At 73.7% G+C, this 15928-nt stretch carries 12 protein-coding genes and 1 pseudogene; 7 read left to right on the top strand and 6 right to left on the bottom strand.

Annotated elements, in window-relative coordinates:
• Nucleotides 1-161: 161 nt before the first annotated feature.
• Nucleotides 162-1274 (bottom strand): sensor histidine kinase, encoded by a 1113-nt coding sequence (locus tag A3IC_RS0148650; protein WP_020557312.1) that lies wholly within the window; start codon nt 1272-1274, stop codon nt 162-164.
• Nucleotides 1271-1966 (bottom strand): response regulator transcription factor, encoded by a 696-nt coding sequence (locus A3IC_RS0148655; protein WP_020557313.1) that lies wholly within the window; start codon nt 1964-1966, stop codon nt 1271-1273. The genes A3IC_RS0148650 and A3IC_RS0148655 overlap by 4 nt, the downstream gene beginning before the upstream one ends.
• Before the next feature lie 153 nt (nt 1967-2119).
• On the opposite strand from A3IC_RS0148655, the gene A3IC_RS0148660 reads away from it, so the two are divergent.
• Genes A3IC_RS0148660 through A3IC_RS0148670 form a run of 3 tightly spaced genes read left to right on the top strand, consistent with a single transcriptional unit; the run spans nt 2120 to nt 4100 of the window.
• Nucleotides 2120-2815, top strand: coding sequence for a glycosyltransferase family 2 protein (locus A3IC_RS0148660; protein WP_079027187.1), 696 nt, complete (start codon nt 2120-2122; stop codon nt 2813-2815).
• Nucleotides 2812-3432 (top strand): TIGR04282 family arsenosugar biosynthesis glycosyltransferase, encoded by a 621-nt coding sequence (locus A3IC_RS0148665; protein ID WP_020557315.1) that lies wholly within the window; start codon nt 2812-2814, stop codon nt 3430-3432. The genes A3IC_RS0148660 and A3IC_RS0148665 overlap by 4 nt, the downstream gene beginning before the upstream one ends.
• Nucleotides 3429-4100: a methyltransferase domain-containing protein gene (locus A3IC_RS0148670; protein ID WP_020557316.1), complete on the top strand. Its 672-nt coding sequence runs from the start codon at nt 3429-3431 to the stop codon at nt 4098-4100. Before A3IC_RS0148665 ends, A3IC_RS0148670 begins: the two co-directional genes overlap by 4 nt.
• A gap of 1272 nt (nt 4101-5372) precedes the next feature.
• Here A3IC_RS0148670 and A3IC_RS0148675 read toward each other — a convergent pair.
• Together A3IC_RS0148675 and A3IC_RS0148680 are read right to left on the bottom strand one after the other, a co-directional pair.
• Entirely contained in the window at nt 5373-5837 is a 465-nt protein-coding gene (locus tag A3IC_RS0148675; protein ID WP_020557317.1) for a hypothetical protein, read from the bottom strand.
• Entirely contained in the window at nt 5834-7000 is a 1167-nt protein-coding gene (locus A3IC_RS0148680; RefSeq protein ID WP_020557318.1) for a molybdopterin-dependent oxidoreductase, read from the bottom strand. The genes A3IC_RS0148675 and A3IC_RS0148680 overlap by 4 nt, the downstream gene beginning before the upstream one ends.
• A gap of 113 nt (nt 7001-7113) precedes the next feature.
• Between A3IC_RS0148680 and A3IC_RS72155 the strand changes: the two are divergent.
• Nucleotides 7114-8226 (top strand): annotated as a pseudogene (locus A3IC_RS72155) (glycosyltransferase 87 family protein); the annotation flags it as partial.
• Nucleotides 8227-8447: 221 nt separating this feature from the next.
• Here the strand turns inward: A3IC_RS72155 and A3IC_RS66465 are convergent.
• Complete coding sequence (locus A3IC_RS66465; RefSeq protein ID WP_079027189.1) at nt 8448-8885, bottom strand: rhodanese-like domain-containing protein; 438 nt, start codon at nt 8883-8885, stop codon at nt 8448-8450.
• Entirely contained in the window at nt 8882-9445 is a 564-nt protein-coding gene (locus tag A3IC_RS60965; protein ID WP_020557320.1) for a cysteine dioxygenase, read from the bottom strand. Before A3IC_RS60965 ends, A3IC_RS66465 begins: the two co-directional genes overlap by 4 nt.
• Before the next feature lie 840 nt (nt 9446-10285).
• On the opposite strand from A3IC_RS60965, the gene A3IC_RS0148695 reads away from it, so the two are divergent.
• The 3 genes from A3IC_RS0148695 to A3IC_RS0148705 all read left to right on the top strand — a co-directional run bounded on the left by A3IC_RS0148695 (nt 10286) and on the right by A3IC_RS0148705 (nt 15896).
• Nucleotides 10286-10555: a WhiB family transcriptional regulator gene (locus tag A3IC_RS0148695; RefSeq protein WP_020557321.1), complete on the top strand. Its 270-nt coding sequence runs from the start codon at nt 10286-10288 to the stop codon at nt 10553-10555.
• A 146-nt stretch (nt 10556-10701) separates the two neighbouring features.
• The gene (locus A3IC_RS72845; protein WP_020557322.1) at nt 10702-14430 is read left to right on the top strand and encodes a glycosyltransferase; all 3729 of its coding nucleotides are present in this window, start codon (nt 10702-10704) and stop codon (nt 14428-14430) included.
• The gene (locus A3IC_RS0148705) at nt 14427-15896 is read left to right on the top strand and encodes a DUF5719 family protein (protein ID WP_063744987.1); all 1470 of its coding nucleotides are present in this window, start codon (nt 14427-14429) and stop codon (nt 15894-15896) included. The genes A3IC_RS72845 and A3IC_RS0148705 overlap by 4 nt, the downstream gene beginning before the upstream one ends.
• Nucleotides 15897-15928: the final 32 nt, after the last annotated feature.

Here is a 15928-nt window from a genome sequence, read left to right on the forward strand (position 1 = left end):
CGCGAGCCGGCGCCGAAGGCGCCCAACAAGAAGCACCGTTACGCCCGCGACTCTGGCCGCCTCCGACCTGCCGCGCCCGCGACCCCGGCCGCCTCCGACCTGCCGCCCCCGCGACCCCGGCCGCCCCCGTCTCGCCGCCCCCGAAAAAATCACCACCCCCCTCAAGCCACCGGCAGCCTGACCTCGAAGCGGCACCCCATGCCCGTGTTGGCCACGCCCACTCGGCCCGAGTGGGCCTCGACGATTCCGCGGACGATGGCCAGGCCCAGTCCCGCGCCGCCGGCCGGGGCCGGGGTGCGGGCGTGGGTGCCGCGCCAGCCGGTGTCGAAGACTCGGGGGAGGTCCTCCTCGGGGATGCCGCCGCACGCGTCGGTGACCGAGACCACGACCTCGCCCTCGGCGGTGCGTACGCCGACCGCGACCGTGCCGTCCGAGGGGGTGTGCCGGATCGCGTTCACCAGCAGGTTCGTGATCGCCCGGGACATCTCGCGGCCGTCCACCCGGACCGGGACCGCGACGATGTCCTCGCCCGCCACCCGAACCGAGCAGGACCTGGCCAATTCCTCGGTGCCGGCCATCGCGTCCGCCACCAGGTCGTAGAGCGAGACCCGGGCCAGGGTCAGCTTCAGCGCGCCCGCCTGGATCCGGGACAACTCGAACAGGTCGTCCACCATCCCGCTGAGCCGATCCACCTCGGTCCTGATCCGCCGGTGATAGCGAGCCGGATCCTCCGGCAGCCCGTCCTCCAACGCCTCGGCCATCGCACGCAGGCCCGCGAGCGGGGTGCGCAGGTCGTGCGAGATCCACGCGATCAGCTCGCGCCGGGCGTGCTCGACCGCCCGTTCGCGCTCCCGAGACTCGGTCAGCTGTACGCCGGCACGCTCCAACTCTCGACCCAGTTCGGCGAGTTCGACCACGGCCGAGACTCGGCGCGGCGGCCCGGGCGCGCCGCCGCCGAGTGCTCGCGCGGTCCCGCGCAGGGCTCGGACGTCGGCCACCACCGGGCGACCGAGCAGCATCGCGGCACCGATCGCGAGCACGGCCGAGACCGCGCAGACCACCATCACCACGGTCAGGTCGTGCGAGGAGAGCAGCATCGCCTGGGAGACTCCGACCGTACCCGCGGCCATGCCGGCTATCGTCACCACCGACATCGCGGCCAGAGCGACCGAGAGCGAGCGAGAGCGCAACGCGCGCAGGCCGAGCAGGCCCAGCAGGGTGACTCCGAGCCCGCAGCCCGCCGCGATCAGGCAAATCAGTGCGAAATCCTTCACAGGCACTCGGGTTCGACCTCCAGCCGGTAGCCCACGCCCCACACGGTCACCAGGAGCCGCGGCGCGGCCGGGTCGTCCTCGATCTTCTCCCGCAGTCGCCGCACATGCACGGTCACCGTGGACTGGTCGCCGAACTCCCAGCCCCAGACCCGGCGCATCAGCTCGTCCCTGGAGAAGGCCCGGCCCGGACTGCCGAGAAAGAAGTACAACAGGTCGAATTCACGTGCGGTGAGCGAGAGTTCACGGCCGGCGCGCAGCACCCGGTGGGCGGCGACGTCCACTTCGATGTCCGCGTGCCGGAGCACCGAGGGCGCCGCGGGCGACGGAGCCGGGGCGGTGACCCGACGCAACACGGACTGCACCCGCAGCACGAGTTCTCGCGGGCTGAACGGCTTGGTCACGTAGTCGTCCGCGCCGACCTCCAGGCCGAGCACCCGATCGCTCTCGTCGCCCAGCGCGGTCAGCATCACCACCGGCACCGGGCCACGCTCGCGCAGCCGTCGGCAGACGTCCAGCCCGTCCATGCCCGGCAGCATCAGATCGAGCACCACCAGATCGGGCACCTCGGCGAACGCCAGTTCCAGCGCGGTGGGTCCGTCGGCGGCGTGTGCCGTATCGAACCCCGCGCGTTCGAGATAGCCGACGACGACTTCGGCCACGGTCGGGTCGTCGTCGACGACGAGCACCTTCATGCCGGCGAGTGTAGGTGCGCGAAGGGGACGATTTGGGCGGGTGGTCGATCCGTAAGAGGGCCGTAACCCACACGGCCGTATCGCCGCGACGTCAGCATTCCGTAAGCACGTCAAGCCTGGGTATGCGGCCTGCGCTTACCTAGCGTAAGCCGCATGGACGCCTCTTCAGCGCATCCCGCCGAGCATCATGTGGACGTCGTGCTGCCGTGCCTCGACGAGGCCGACGCGCTCCCGTGGGTGCTCGCCCGGATGCCGGCCGGATACCGGCCCATCGTCGTGGACAACGGCTCGCGCGACGGCTCGGCCGAACTGGCCCGGTCGCTCGGCGCCCACGTGGTCGTCGAGGAGCGCCGCGGCTTCGGCGCGGCCTGCCACGCCGGGTTGCTCGCGGCGACCGCGCCGATCGTGTGCCTGTGCGACTGCGACGCGTCGCTGGATCCCGGACAACTACCCGAGGTCGCCGATCCGGTGCTCGCCGGCGACGCGGACCTGGTGCTCGGCCGCCGCCGCCCGCAGACCCTGGGCGCCTGGCCGCCGCACGCGCGCCTGGCCAATGCGGTCCTGGCCCGCCGCCTGCGCAGGCGCACCGGTGCGCGGCTGCACGACCTCGGGCCGATGCGGGCCGCCCGGCGCGCCGAGCTGCTCGCGCTGGGGGTCTCGGACCGCCGCTCCGGTTACCCGCTGGAGACCGTGGTCCGCGCCGCCGACGCGGGTTGGCGGATCGCCGAGGTGGACGTGCGCTACCTGCCGCGTTCCGGTCGCTCCAAGGTCACCGGCACGGTCCGGGGCACGGTTACCGCCGTCCGGGACATGAGCGCCGTGCTCGCCCGCGCGGGGCGGCCCGCGTGAGCACCCTCGTGGTGATCGCCAAGGCGCCGCTGCCCGGTCGGGTCAAGACCCGGCTGACCCCGCCGCTGACCCCGGACCAGGCCGCGGCGGTGGCCGAGGCCGCGCTCACCGACACGCTCGCGGCGGTACTCGCGACGCCCGCCCGCCGCCGGGTCCTGGTCCTCGCCGGCGAGCCCGGGCCGTGGCTGCCGGCCGGCTTCGAGGTGGTGCCGCAGGGGGTCGGCGGCCTCGACCTGCGCCTGGCCGCCGCGTTCGCCGGCTGCACCGGGCCGACCCTGCTGGTCGGCATGGACACCCCGCAGATCACGCCGGAGTTGCTGACCGTGGACTGGTCGGCCGCCGACGCGTGGTTCGGCCCGGCGACCGACGGCGGATTCTGGGCGATCGGGCTGCGCGAACCGGACCCGTCGGTGTTCCCCGGTGTGCCGATGTCGATGCCGCGAACCGGCGCGATCCAGCGGGCCCGACTGCTGGCCGCCGGGCTGATCGTGCGCGACCTGCCCACCCTGACCGACATCGACACGGCCGCCGACCTGGCCGCCGTCACCCGCGACATCCCCGACACCCACTGCGCCGGCGTGGCCCGCGCGCTGCTCGGCGGTGAGGTGTACGCATGACCCTGGTCCGCGACCCCGACCGCCCGGCCGACCCGACATCGGACGCTCCGGCCGACCCGTACACGATCGCGCTGCGCGACGGCGGAGCGCTGTACCTGCACCGGCACGGCCGCCTCCGGCAACGCCTGGAGCTGTCCCGCTGGTGCGCCGAACCGGACGCCGCCGACGACACCATGCTCGCTCGCTGTACCGGTCCCACCCTGGACATCGGCTGCGGCCCGGGCCGGCTGGCCGCGGCACTCGGTCGCAGGGGAGTGACCACACTCGGTGTCGACCCGGTGCCGGCCGCCGTCGCCCGGGCCGTGGCGGCCGGGGCCACCGCGCTGTGCCGCTCGGTATTCGAGCCGCTGCCCGGCGAAGGCCGCTGGGCCGTCGCACTTCTCGCCGACGGCAACATCGGCATCGGCGGCGACCCGGCCCGGCTGCTCGACCGCATCCACGGCCTGTTGGCCCCGGGCGGCCGGCTCGTGGTCGAGACCGACCCACAGGACGTACACGAACGCTTCGCCGCCCGCGTCGAAAACGACCACGGCGGCCGGGGCGGCGCCTTCCGCTGGGCCCGAGTCGGTACCCCCGCGCTACGCACCCTCGCCCGCGCCCATCGCTTCACCGTGACCGACACATGGACCTGCCCGAACCGCACCTTCGCCACCTTGTCCCGAACCTGACCGGCGCCCACGGACCTCACGCTGCCGGACCTCACGCTGCGCGGTCTCGACGCGCATCGGGTAGCCCGGTCCCGGCGCGGGTCGGGGTGCCCGGTCCCGACGCGCATCGGGTAGCCCGGCCTCGGTCGTGTCGGATTGCCAGGTCCTGCCTCGTGGCCGGTCGCCCGGTCCCGGCGTGTGTCGGGCTCGCTCGTCCGCTCCGCGGCCGGGTGGCTCGGAACGGCCGCTTCGAGTCGGCCGCCCGTCCCCGACGCAGCCGGTTGCCTCTCCGCCCCGCGGCCACCGCGGGCCGATCGCACCGCGCCCGGCCGCACGTTCGCTACGCGGCCGGCACCAGGGTCGGGGGCGGCGCGGCGTCGGGATTGCTCGCCCACTGCGGGGCGGGCACGGAGTACCCAGCCGTCCGGCCGCGTAGCGGGACGCGCATCCCAGGTGGGGCGCCGGACCCGCGGTGACCGCGAAGCGGCCCGTGCGGGGGAGGGCCCGGACACGCGTGGGCCGCCCGCCCCGCGCCCGGCTTGCGAGTGCACCACGCGACCACCACCGCCGACCGTTCGCTTGGGGGCTGCCATCCGTGCCCAAGCGTCTCCGACCGGACAGGAAAGGGAGGCCGGGCCCGGCAAGCCGACCGCCTGGGTGGGGAGCGCGCATCGGACTCTCGGCCAGGTCGGTCCGACCGCGCAGCGGACGAGCACCCCGACGCGCAGCCATCGGCGGACCCCGGCCGCGCAGCGGACGCGCCCCCGGCCGGCGCGCTGCCGGTGTGCGTGCGTGGCGAGTGGCCTGGTGCCCGGAGCGGCCCGTCCGTCCGGCTCGGGTCGGGGAGTGGCGGGTGTGACCTGGTCGGTGCCGATCACCCGGGTGTGTTGCGTGTTGGGCGTGGCCAACGCGGAGCGGCCGGCGACTGCGGCTGTGGAGCGGACGTGCAACCGGCCGCGCCCATATCGGGTTGCCCGCGCAACGCGGCAGCCGGCGGCCCCCGGCTGTCTTCGGCAACCTGCGCCGGCCCCACTTCAGCAAGTGTTTTGGTACCACCGCCGATCCGCCCACGCCGGTTGGCACCCGGCCATCGTTGCCGGCCATGCCTGAAATGCCAGCCGTTGATGGACCGTCAGTCGAACGCCCGTCGGAGCCGAGAGAACTTGCTGCTGTGGTCCCCGAAGACCTTGCTACAGACACCCGGCCCTGCGCTCCACGCAGCCCTGCACCCGGCCACCCCGATCCCCGGCTCCCACGCGCAACGCGGCAAGTCGCCCCCAGCCCCGCGCTCCTTCACCCGTCCCGCCGCCTCCGCACCACCAGTGCGACCCCCACCCCGGCCGCCACCACCGCCCACACGATGGCCAGGCCCCGTCCGTAGTCCAGCGGCAACACCGACGGGTTCTGCGTGGGCAGTGGGCGCAGTAGTGCCGGGAGCGCGATCAGCGTGCCCGCCACGCCCACCGCCAGGCCGCCCAGCACGGTTCGCCGTACCCACGCGGCCGGCCCTCGGCGCAGTCGCATCGCCGTCGCGCCGACCGTGAACACCACGACCGCGAACACCGCGTCGTGCAGCAGCAGGCCGCCGATCAGCCATTCGGCCAACCCCACCCGCTCGGACAGGAACGGGTCGTTCCACGCGCCGGCCACGCCCCACCCGATGCCGGCCAGTCCGGCGGCGCCCAGCACGAGTCGAACGGCACCCACCGCGCGCCCGGTTCGCGGCGCGCCCGGTTCGGGCTCCATCGCCGTGCTCATCCCAGCACCTCCATCCGGGTGACCCACTTCGTCTGGAGCACACCCGGCCGGTTCGGCGCGATGATCCGGGCCGGATACCCGTGGTCCTCGGCCAGCGGCGCGCCGCCCAGCATCAGCGCCAGCAGGGTCAGCGAGTCGCGGGACCACTCGTCCGGCATGTCCATCACCGAGTACGGACTGAATCGCTCGTGCGAGAACACCCGCAGCCGGGCCCCCGGCGGCGCGCCCGCCCGCGCCATCAGGTCCCGGATCCGCACCCCCGACCAATGCGCCGACGCGCTCCACCCCTCGACGCACGTGATCGGCAGCGTGGCCTCGTGTTGCGGCATCGCCAACAACTCGGCCCGGGTCAGCGCGAACGGCCGCGGCCCGACCACCTCCAGGCGCCACGCGGGATCGCGGACCGCCGTCAACACGCCCGCGGCGGCCGCCGTTCGATTCACCGGCAAACCCTGCGGGCCGATGTCCGCCCGCCGCGGGGCCAACACCGACACCCGCCCCAGCGGAGTCACCGTCTGCCCCACGGTGGCCAGCGTGACCACGCCCACCCCGGCGCCGAGCACGGTGAACAGCCCGCGCCGCGACGGCCCTTCGGATGCGGCCGGCGCACCGCGGGGACGCCGCCAGTGCGCCACGATCAGCGGCAGCTTCACCGCGACGTGCAGCGTGAGCGCCCCGGCCGCAACCCACCCGATCCAGTAGTGCGCCGGTACGAAGGGGAACGGCCACGGATACCACTGCACGACGTTCAGCAGCCCGGTGACGAGCTCGAAAATCGCCGCCGTCATCAGCACCGCGATGGACAACCGCTCCAGCGCGTGCCCGACCGACTTCGCCGGCGGCCAGGCGAACAGCCGCGGATAGACCACCCACAGCTTCACCAGCAGCAGCGGCACCGCCGCGATCCCGGTCGCCACGTGCAGCCCCTGGGTGACTCGATACCCCCACACCGGCCGGGACGGCAGCGCGAGCCAGTGCGGCTGATGTTGCAGCAGATGACTGAACACGCCGGTCACGAAGCAGATCAGGAAGGCGGGGCCGAGCAACCGGCCGACCGACACGGCCGTTCGCGGATCGTGCAGCGCACCGCGGAACGCTCCGGCCCGGAACGGACCGCGCCGCAGCGCGGCGGGTGGATCCGGCAAGCGGATGTCGAGCTTCATGCGTCCAGCCAACGCCGAAAACCCGCCGCCGGCCCGCATTGACCGCCTTACAAAGTGCTGACGGTCGGCCCGGGATGTCCCGAGAACGGGACCACCGCGGCCAGACTCGCGCCATGTCATCCCGCACGGCGAGCACGAGCACGACGCCCACCGGCACGGCGGCCACGATCACCACCGCCACGGCCGCCGGCACCACGACCACGGCCGCCGCCACCGGACTCGCCCTCGCCGGCGCCGTCGGCTACGCGGTGTACGGCCCGTGGACGCACCCCGGCAGCGCCGGCGTGTACGTCGTGTACGGCGTCGCCTGGGCGCTGTTCGTGCTCGGTGCCTTCCTGGTGCGCCGACTGCCGGTGCGCCGCGCGGTGCTGCTGATCCTGGTCGGGGCCGTCGTGTTGCCCGTACTGGCGGCCGGCGCGCCGCCGCGCACCAGCGACGACGCCTACCGGTACGCGTTCGACGGGCGGGTCCAGGCGGCGGGCCGCTCGCCGTACGCGCACGCGCCGACGGACCCGGAGGTGGCCCGCTTCCGCGACGACTGGCTGTTCCCGAGGGGCGAGTGCGCCGGATGGTTCAAGCACCCGCTACCCGACGGCTCGTGCACCCGGATCAACCGGCCCGACGTGCACACCATCTACCCGCCGGTGGCCGAGTCCTACTACTGGCTCGTGCACGTCGTCACGCCCTCCGGCCGGCGCGAACCCGTCCAGGCCGCCGCCGCGTTGCTGGCGATTCTGGTGACCCTCGCGCTGCTCGCGGTACTGCGCGGGTTCGGCCGCGACCCCCGACACGCGGTGTGGTGGGCGTGGTGTCCGATGGTCGCGCTGGAAGCGGGCAACAACGCGCACGTGGATGTGTTGGGCGTGCTGCTCATGGTGCTCGGCCTGGCCGCGATCGGCGGCCGCCGGCCGATCCTGGGCGGCGTGCTGCTCGGCGGCGCCGTCGCGACCAAGATGTTCCCCGCCGCGGCCCTGGCCGGCGGTCTGCGTCGGGCGCCGGTGCGGCTGCTCGGCTCGGCAGCGCTCACCGTGCTGCTGGTCTACCTGCCGCATGTGCTCGCGGTCGGGCCCGCGGTGCTCGGCTACCTGCCCGGCTATCTCCGGGAGGAGCGATACGACGACGGCGCGCGCTTCGGTCTGCTCGGCCTGGTGCTGCCGACCGGCTCGGCCCCTTACGCGGCCGTCGTCGTGCTGATCGGGCTCGCCGTCGTGGTGGCGGCCCGCGCCGATCCGGACCGCCCGTGGCAGGGCGCGCTCACGCTGACCGGCGGCATGCTGTTCGTGCTGACCCCGGCCTACCCCTGGTACGCGCTGCTCGTGGTCGCGCTCGTGGCGTTGGACGGTCGGCGCCCGGAGTGGCTCGCGCTCGGCCCGGCGGGATATGTGCTGTACCTCACCTGGGGGCTGGAGTTGAGCCCCGGGCAGATCCGGGCCATCCACCAACTCGGCTACGGCGTGGCGCTGTTGTGCGTGCTCGGTGCGGGGCTTGGTCGACGGCTGCGGCCCGCGGACGGCACCACCGGCAGGCCCGCCGCCTTCCATGCCTGGAAACCGCCGATCAGGTCGGTCGCCTCGGACAGCCCCAAATCCACCAGCGACGCCGCGGCGAGGCTGGACGCGTAACCCTCGTCGCACAACACGACCACGCGCAGGTCCCAGCCGGTGGCCTCGGGCACCCGCGCCTCGCCCTCGGGATCCAAGCGCCACTCCAGATGGTTGCGCTCGATCACCAACGCACCCGGGATCGCGCCGTCGGCGTCGCGCTGGAAGTCGGGGCGGGTGTCCACCAGTACCGCGCCGTCGTGGAACGCGGCATGGGCCTGCTCGGGAGTCACCCGGGCGAACCTGGCCCGGGCCCGGTCCACGAGTCGGTCGACGGCGCTCACCACTGGTCCCCCGAGCGCTCGACGCCGACCTTGCGCAGCGGCGCGAAGCTCGGCCGCGCGATGTCCTCACCGGCGTCGTACAGGTTCATCGAGTCCAGTCGAGGCGTGTAGACGTGCACGCTGATCGCCGGCTCGGTGCCCATGTTGGTCACCTCGTGTACATAGGTCGGCCCGAACACGCGGGTCGCGCCGGCGGTGAGCACCCGCTCGCGGGCGCCGGCCCGACGCAGCGGGGTGACCACCAGGGAACGCTCGTGCAGTTCACCGGAGACCACGGTGAACACGCCGGAGGAGCCGCCGTGGTCGTGCAGTCCGGTGCCCTGGCCGGGCAGCCAGCTCAGCAGCCAGACCTCCATGTCCTCGCTCGCGGCGAGCCGCTTGTACCAGCGGGAGATCGGGTCGTAGCGGACCTGGTCGAGCTCGGCCGCGACCAGGCCGGCATGCTGCCGGGCGAGCGCGGCGAGCCGGGCGACGGCCGGACGCACGGGGGGAGCAACGGGCAGGGCGAGCACGGCGGGGGCGGCGAGCGGGTCGCCTGCGACGGTGATGTCGCTGGACATAGGGGAGTCCTTCGGGATGTCTGCGCGATTCTTCTGGCGCGGCGGATCAGGCGAACGCGGCGGATCGAAAGCGAACACGCGAGCGGTCGACAGCAACCCGAACGGACATTCGGCCGAATGAGACGGCCGAGCCGATAAAGGGGGAAAAGAGTGCCGCCGCTTGCGCGGAGGACTGCCGAAAAGGCGTCCTCAGGCGATACAGCCCGGACAACAGCTGTACATGTGGTCGCACGGCGGACACAGCGCGCTGAACACCCGGCGGACGTCGACAGGACGACTCCGGTACCGGCTGCAGCGTGCGGACATGGGAAAAGAAGACCGTCTACGGGGTGGCTGTGTCAACTCGCCGAGGTCCACCGGCGCGGCTGGTCACCCGAATCGGGCGGGCGCTGCCCGATTCGGGTGAGGAATCCTGGGAAGGGATTGAAGCCCACAGGTCACGGGGAGGCCCATTTTCGGGTGACCTCGACGAGTGGCCCCGATGTGTGACCTCGGTCATCATCGCGGTTTTCGGGCCCGTCCCGGGAACTGCGCGGACGGTGTGAGGCGTAGTCCATTGCAGAGGTCATCACGGGTTGGCATCGAATGTCGTCGCGCCTCCCGCCGGTACGCTCCCCGCCCGGAACGTCGAGGCGATCGCGCGACACAGTGCTTGTCCGGATCTGTCCATCTATGTGGTCAATCCGGACTGCTGTGGTCCCGGGGAGTGAATCCCCGCCCTAATAGCAGAGCCCGGCTTGACGTCGCAGCAACGACGCGCTTGTAATTTCACACACGTCGTGAACCGTTACCGGTAACGGCTTAATCACGGGGACGCAAAAACGGTCGAGGAGGCACGCGATGGGCGAGCTGTTCCAGCTACTGGTCGCCGAGGACGAGAGTGAGGAGGAGGAGCTCGGTTGGCAGGAGCGCGCACTGTGCGCGCAGACCGACCCCGAGTCCTTCTTCCCGGAGAAGGGCGGCTCGACGCGAGAGGCGAAGAAGGTCTGCCTCGCGTGCGAGGTGCGCGACGAGTGCCTGGAATACGCGCTGGCCAACGACGAGCGCTTCGGGATCTGGGGTGGACTGTCCGAGCGCGAGCGGCGCCGGCTCAAGAAGGCGGCCGTCTGACCGTCGCCCGCTGACGGTCGCCGGCCGAGGCCCCGACCCGAGCAGAGCGGGCGCGGGGTGCCCGTCGCGTAGTGTGTTGGCCGTTCGGCCGGATGCCGGACCGCTGGTACCACGCCGCTTCGAGCCCCCCGGGGTCCCCGCACTCGATGTCACTTTTCAGCCATCAGTCGGCATACGCGCAAGCTCCGGCTTTTCCACGGCACATCGTCACCGCGATCCTCGTCGCCCACGACGGGGCACGCTGGTTGCCACGCACACTGACCGGCCTGCTCGGTCAGGAGCGCCCGGCCCAGCGCGTCGTCGCGGTCGACACCGGCAGTACCGACGCCTCGGCCGGTCTGCTGGAGGACGCGCTCGGTCAGGGCTCGGTGCTGCATGCCGAGCGACGGACCGCGTTCGGTGCCGCCGTGAGTGAAGCCCTGCGTGCCGCGCCGCACGTCGACCCCGCGTCCCTGCCCTACCGGATCGACGCGTACGACGCGTCGGACCCGTACGGCGACACCGATCAGGACCGCCCGCCGCGGTCGACCGAACCGGTCGAGTGGCTGTGGCTCCTGCACGACGACAGTGAGCCCGCACCCGACGCGCTGCACCTGCTGCTGCGCGCCGCCGACGAACTGCCCTCCGCGGCCGTGCTCGGCCCCAAGGTGCGCAGCTGGTACGACCGCAGGCAGCTCCTGGAGGTCGGCACCACCCTCACCGGCAGCGGCCGGCGCTGGACCGGCCTGGAGCGCCGCGAGCAGGATCAGGGCCAGCACGACGCGGTCCGCGGCGTGCTCTCCGTCTCCAGCGCGGGCATGCTGGTGCGCCGCGACGTGTGGGAGGGCCTGGGCGGCTTCGACCCGCACCTGCCGCTCTCCCGCGACGACACCGACTTCGGTTGGCGGGTCAACGCCGCCGGACACCGCGTGGTGATCGTGCCGGACGCGGTGGTGCAACACGCCGAGGCGGCCACGCGCGAGCGCCGTCCGATCGACGTCGCGGCCGACCGCCCGCACCGGGTTGACCGCGCGGGGGCCGCCTTCGCCCTGCTCGCGAACACCACCGGCGCCGGTTGGCCGCTGCTCTGGTTCCGGCTGTTGTTCGGCGGCCTGTTCCGCAGCCTGGGCTACCTGCTCGGCAAGCTGCCCGGGATGGCCCTGGACGAACTGCTCGGCACCATGTCGGTGTTGCTGCGTCCGGGCGCGTTCCTGTCCGCACGCCGCGCCCGGGCCCGCACCCGGACCATGTCCGACAAGGACCTGGGCGACCTGTTCCCCAGCCGTGCCGCCACTGTGCGTCATGCCGCCGAGGGTCTGCTGGGCAACCTGCGGCGGAGCGAGGAACCGGAGACCCGGTCCGGGCGACACAGCAGCGCGGAATCGGGCCCGGTCGACGCGGACGCCGAGTCGCTCGACACGGAGAACTTCGTCAAGCTGCGCATGCTGATGCGCCGTCCCGGACTCTCGCTCGCCGTCGCACTCACCCTGATCACCCTGTTCGCCGCCCGAGAATTGCTCAGCGGCGGCAGCCTGTTCGGCGGCGCCCTGCTGCCCGCCCCCGAGGGCGCGGCGGACCTGTGGCACCGCTATCGGGACACCTGGCACGGCGTCGGCTTCGGCGAGGCGGCGAGCGCACCGCCCTACGTCGGCGCGCTGGCCGCGTTCGCGACCCTGCTGCTGGGCAAGGCCGGTACCGCGGTCGCGGTACTGCTGATCGGCAGCGTCCCGTTCGCCGGGATCAGCGCCTACCTGTGCTCACGCCGACTGGTGTCCGCGCCCGGCGTGCGGGTGTGGGGCGCGGCCGTGTACGCGCTGACCCCCGTGGCCACCGGCGCGATCGCCTCCGGTCGGATCGGCACCGCCGTCGCGCTGGTGCTGGCTCCCGTGGTCGCGCGCGGCGCGGCCCAGGTGCTCGGCGCCGGCGACCTGAAGCCGTCCATGCGCGCGGCCTGGGCCACCGGCCTGGCCCTGGCCGTCGCGGCGGCGTTCACGCCGCTGCTGTGGCTCGCGGTCGTGCTGCTCGCCCTGATCGCCGTGGGGACGTCCTTCGCCGGACTGCTCGGCCCGCGACCGGGGATGGGCCTGCTGCTGCGGATCGGTGTCGTACTCGGCACCCCGCTCGTGCTGCTCGGCCCGTGGACCCTGGCCCTGGCGGGCAAGCCCACGCTGTTCCTGTCCGAGCCCGGATTGGCCGGCGACGCGCTGGCCGAGAAGGGCACCAGCCCGGTCGGCCTGCTGCTCCTGGATCCGGGTGGTCCCGGGACGCTGCCGGCGTGGCTCACCGGCGCGCTGCTGTTGGCGGCGCTGGCCGCGCTGTTGCGCGACTCGCGCCGCGCCGCGGTGCTGGGCGCGTGGGCGGCGGCCGTGGTCGGCCTGGTCCTGGCGGTCGTGGTCAGCCACGTCGAACTCACCGTCGAGGCCACCGGCGACAAGGCGCCCGCCTGGCCCGGCGCGGCCGTGGTGGTGATCGCGCTCGGCTACGTCGCCGCCGCGATGGTGGGCGCCGAGGACGCCCGCACCCGGGTCGCGGCCGGCAGCTTCGGCTGGCGTCAGCCCACCGCGGTGGTGCTGACCGTGCTGGCCGGGCTCACCCCGGTCGTGGCGGCCGCGGCCTGGCTGTGGCAGGGCGCGAACGGGCCGCTGGAGCGGCGCGACCCGGTCGTGGTGCCCGCGTTCGTGGCCGAGGAGGCCACCGGGTCGCGGCATCCCCGCACCCTGGTACTGACCTCGCCCGAGCCGGGCAACGTCACCTACACGATCGTGCGCGGCGCGGGCCCGGTGCTCGGCGACGCGGAACTGGCGCCCAAGGCGTCCACCTACCGGCAGTTCGACACGTTCCTGGGCAAGTTGCTCTCCGGTGGCGGCGGCGCGACCGCGAACATGCTCGCCCCGTACGGCATCGAGTTCGTCCAGCTCAAGCCGCCGGTGGGCGGCGACCTGACCGCCCGCCTCGACGGCACGCCGGGCCTGGCTCGGGTCGGTGCCACCCAGGGCGCCACCCTGTGGCGCCTGCAGTACCCGGTCGGCCGCGCGCTGATCGTCGACCCCGACGGTCGCAGCGTGGCGATCCCCTCCACCCGTGAGGGCGTGTCCACCCGGATCGAGGCCGGCCCGCAGGGTCGGATCCTGCGGCTCGCGGAGCGCGCCGACTCGGGGTGGCAGGCCACCCAGGGCGGGAAGAAGCTGACCGCCCGCACGCTGGACGGCTGGGCACAGGGCTTCGAGCTGCGCCCCGAGGCGGGCCGGCTCGAAATCACCCACACCTCCGGCGGACACGGCGTCTGGCTGCTCGTCCAGGGCATCCTGGTCTTCGTCGTGTTCGTCATGGCGCTGCCCGCCCGCAGGCGCGGCACCGACGACGACCTGCCGGACGACGCCGGCCCGACCCCCGCCGCCGGCGAGGGCACCGGGCGACGCGCCCGCCGGGCCAAGACCGAGGAGCCGGTGCCGGCCCCGGAGGCGGTACCGGTCGCGGTGGCCGCCGACGGCCCGGACGCGTTCGGCTTCCCCGAGCAGCGCACCGATCCGGCCGAGGCGCCGGTGCCGGCGCAGGCGTGGAACGACGCGCCCTACGACGCCGCGACACCGGCCTACGAGCAGTACCCGCAGCAGGACTACGGGCAGGAGTACCAGGGCTACCCGGACTACCAGGGCTACCAGTACGACCAGGGCACCCAGGGCACCCAGGGCGCGCCGGACCAATCGGAGGCGGCCGGCTCCTACGGCTGGGTTCCGCCCCAGCCGCAGGCCCCCGTCTACGACCAGTACGGCAACGTGGTGCCCCCGCCGCAGTACGACCCGAACGCCTACCCGGACCAAGGCGGCGGTTGGCCTCCCGAGCCGAGCTCGGGTGACCAGCCGTGGCCGCCGCCCTCGCAGGGAGACCGCCCGTGAAGCGCACCACCCTCTCCCTGGCCGTCGTCGTCGCGCTGCTCGCCGCGGTCGTCGGTCTGGCGGTCGTGACCCGCCCGACCGAGAGCAAGGCCGCGCCGCCGCCGGCGGCGGGCCGGGTGCCGATGCAGCAGGCCGAGCTGAGTTGCCCGTCCATCCGGCAGCTGCCCGGCAGTTCGACGGCCGTGTCCGCGCTGACCCCGCCCGCGCAGAACGCGGCGGGCGGCGGTGAGGCGAGCGTCGTCGACCTCGGCGACCGGACCAAGGCGCGCACCAAGGTCGAGGCCCCGGGCAAGCTCGCGAGCTTCGGCGTGGACAACGTCGAAGTTCCGCCGCTCGTGGGCAACGCCGCCGGGGTCCTCGCGCCGGGCTTCTCGGCCGGCGCGGTCACCCGCGTGCCCAGCGGCGCCGGTCGCGGCCTGGCCGGCCTGGCCTGCGAGGCGCCGACCACCGACCGCTGGTTCGTGGGGGCCTCCACCGCCGAGAACCGCGACGCGTACCTGTACCTGTCCAACAGCAAGGACACACCGGCCATCGTCGACGTGGAGTTGTTCGGGCCCAACGGCCCGATCGACGCCGAGGCGGGCCGCGGGCTGACCCTGGCGCCCGGCGCGACGCTGCCGGTGATGCTGCGCACGCTCAACCCGGGCGCGGTCTTCCCGGGCGTGGCGGTGCACGTGATCGCCCGCACCGGCCGGGTCGGCGCGGCGATCCGGGACCAGGAGGGCACGGTGGGCACCGACTGGCTGCCCTCGGCCGGTGCCCCGGGCCGCAACCTGGTGATCACCGGCCTGCCCGCGTTCACCGGCGACGCGGGCAACGTGCAGCTGATGCTGCTGTCGCCGAGCGGCGAGAGCACCGATGTCCAGCTGACCGTGGCCGGCAAGGTGAACACCTTCAAGCCGGTCGAGCACGAGAGCACCGAGGTCAAGGGCAACAAGCTGACGGTGATCGACCTCGGCCCGGTCAACCGGGGTGACGCGGGCGCGCTGCGACTCACCTCCGGACGCGCGGACATCATCGCCGGCGTCCGGGTGGTCCAGGGCGCCGGAGCGGACGCCGAGGTGGCCTTCCTGGCCGCCGGCCCGGAACTCGCCGGGCGCGCGGTGGTCGCGGAGAACCGCACCGGCGGCGCGGTCACGAGCACGATCTCGCTCACCGCGCCCAAGGGCCCGGCCAAGGTCAAGCTCACCTCGATCGGCGACAAGGGCGAGCCGGTGTCCGCGGACGTGGAGGTGCCCGCCGGCACCACCCTCCAGGTGCCCGCTCCGGCGCCCGCCGGCGCCGCCCGGTTCGCGGTGATCGCCGAGGCACAGCCGGGTTCACAGCCGGTGCACGTGGCGCGCACGATCACCGAGACGATGGGCAAGACCGCCGCGTTCACGGTGCAGCCGTTCGTACCGACGGAGGAGACCGTCGTGGTGCCCAACGCGCGCGAGGACCTGTCCCTGCTGGTCCCGCAGAAGTAGCACGTCGCACCACGCCGGAAACCGCAGCGGCC

The sequence above is a fragment of the Embleya scabrispora DSM 41855 genome (assembly GCF_000372745.1).
Classification (GTDB): Bacteria; Actinomycetota; Actinomycetes; order Streptomycetales; family Streptomycetaceae; genus Embleya; species Embleya scabrispora.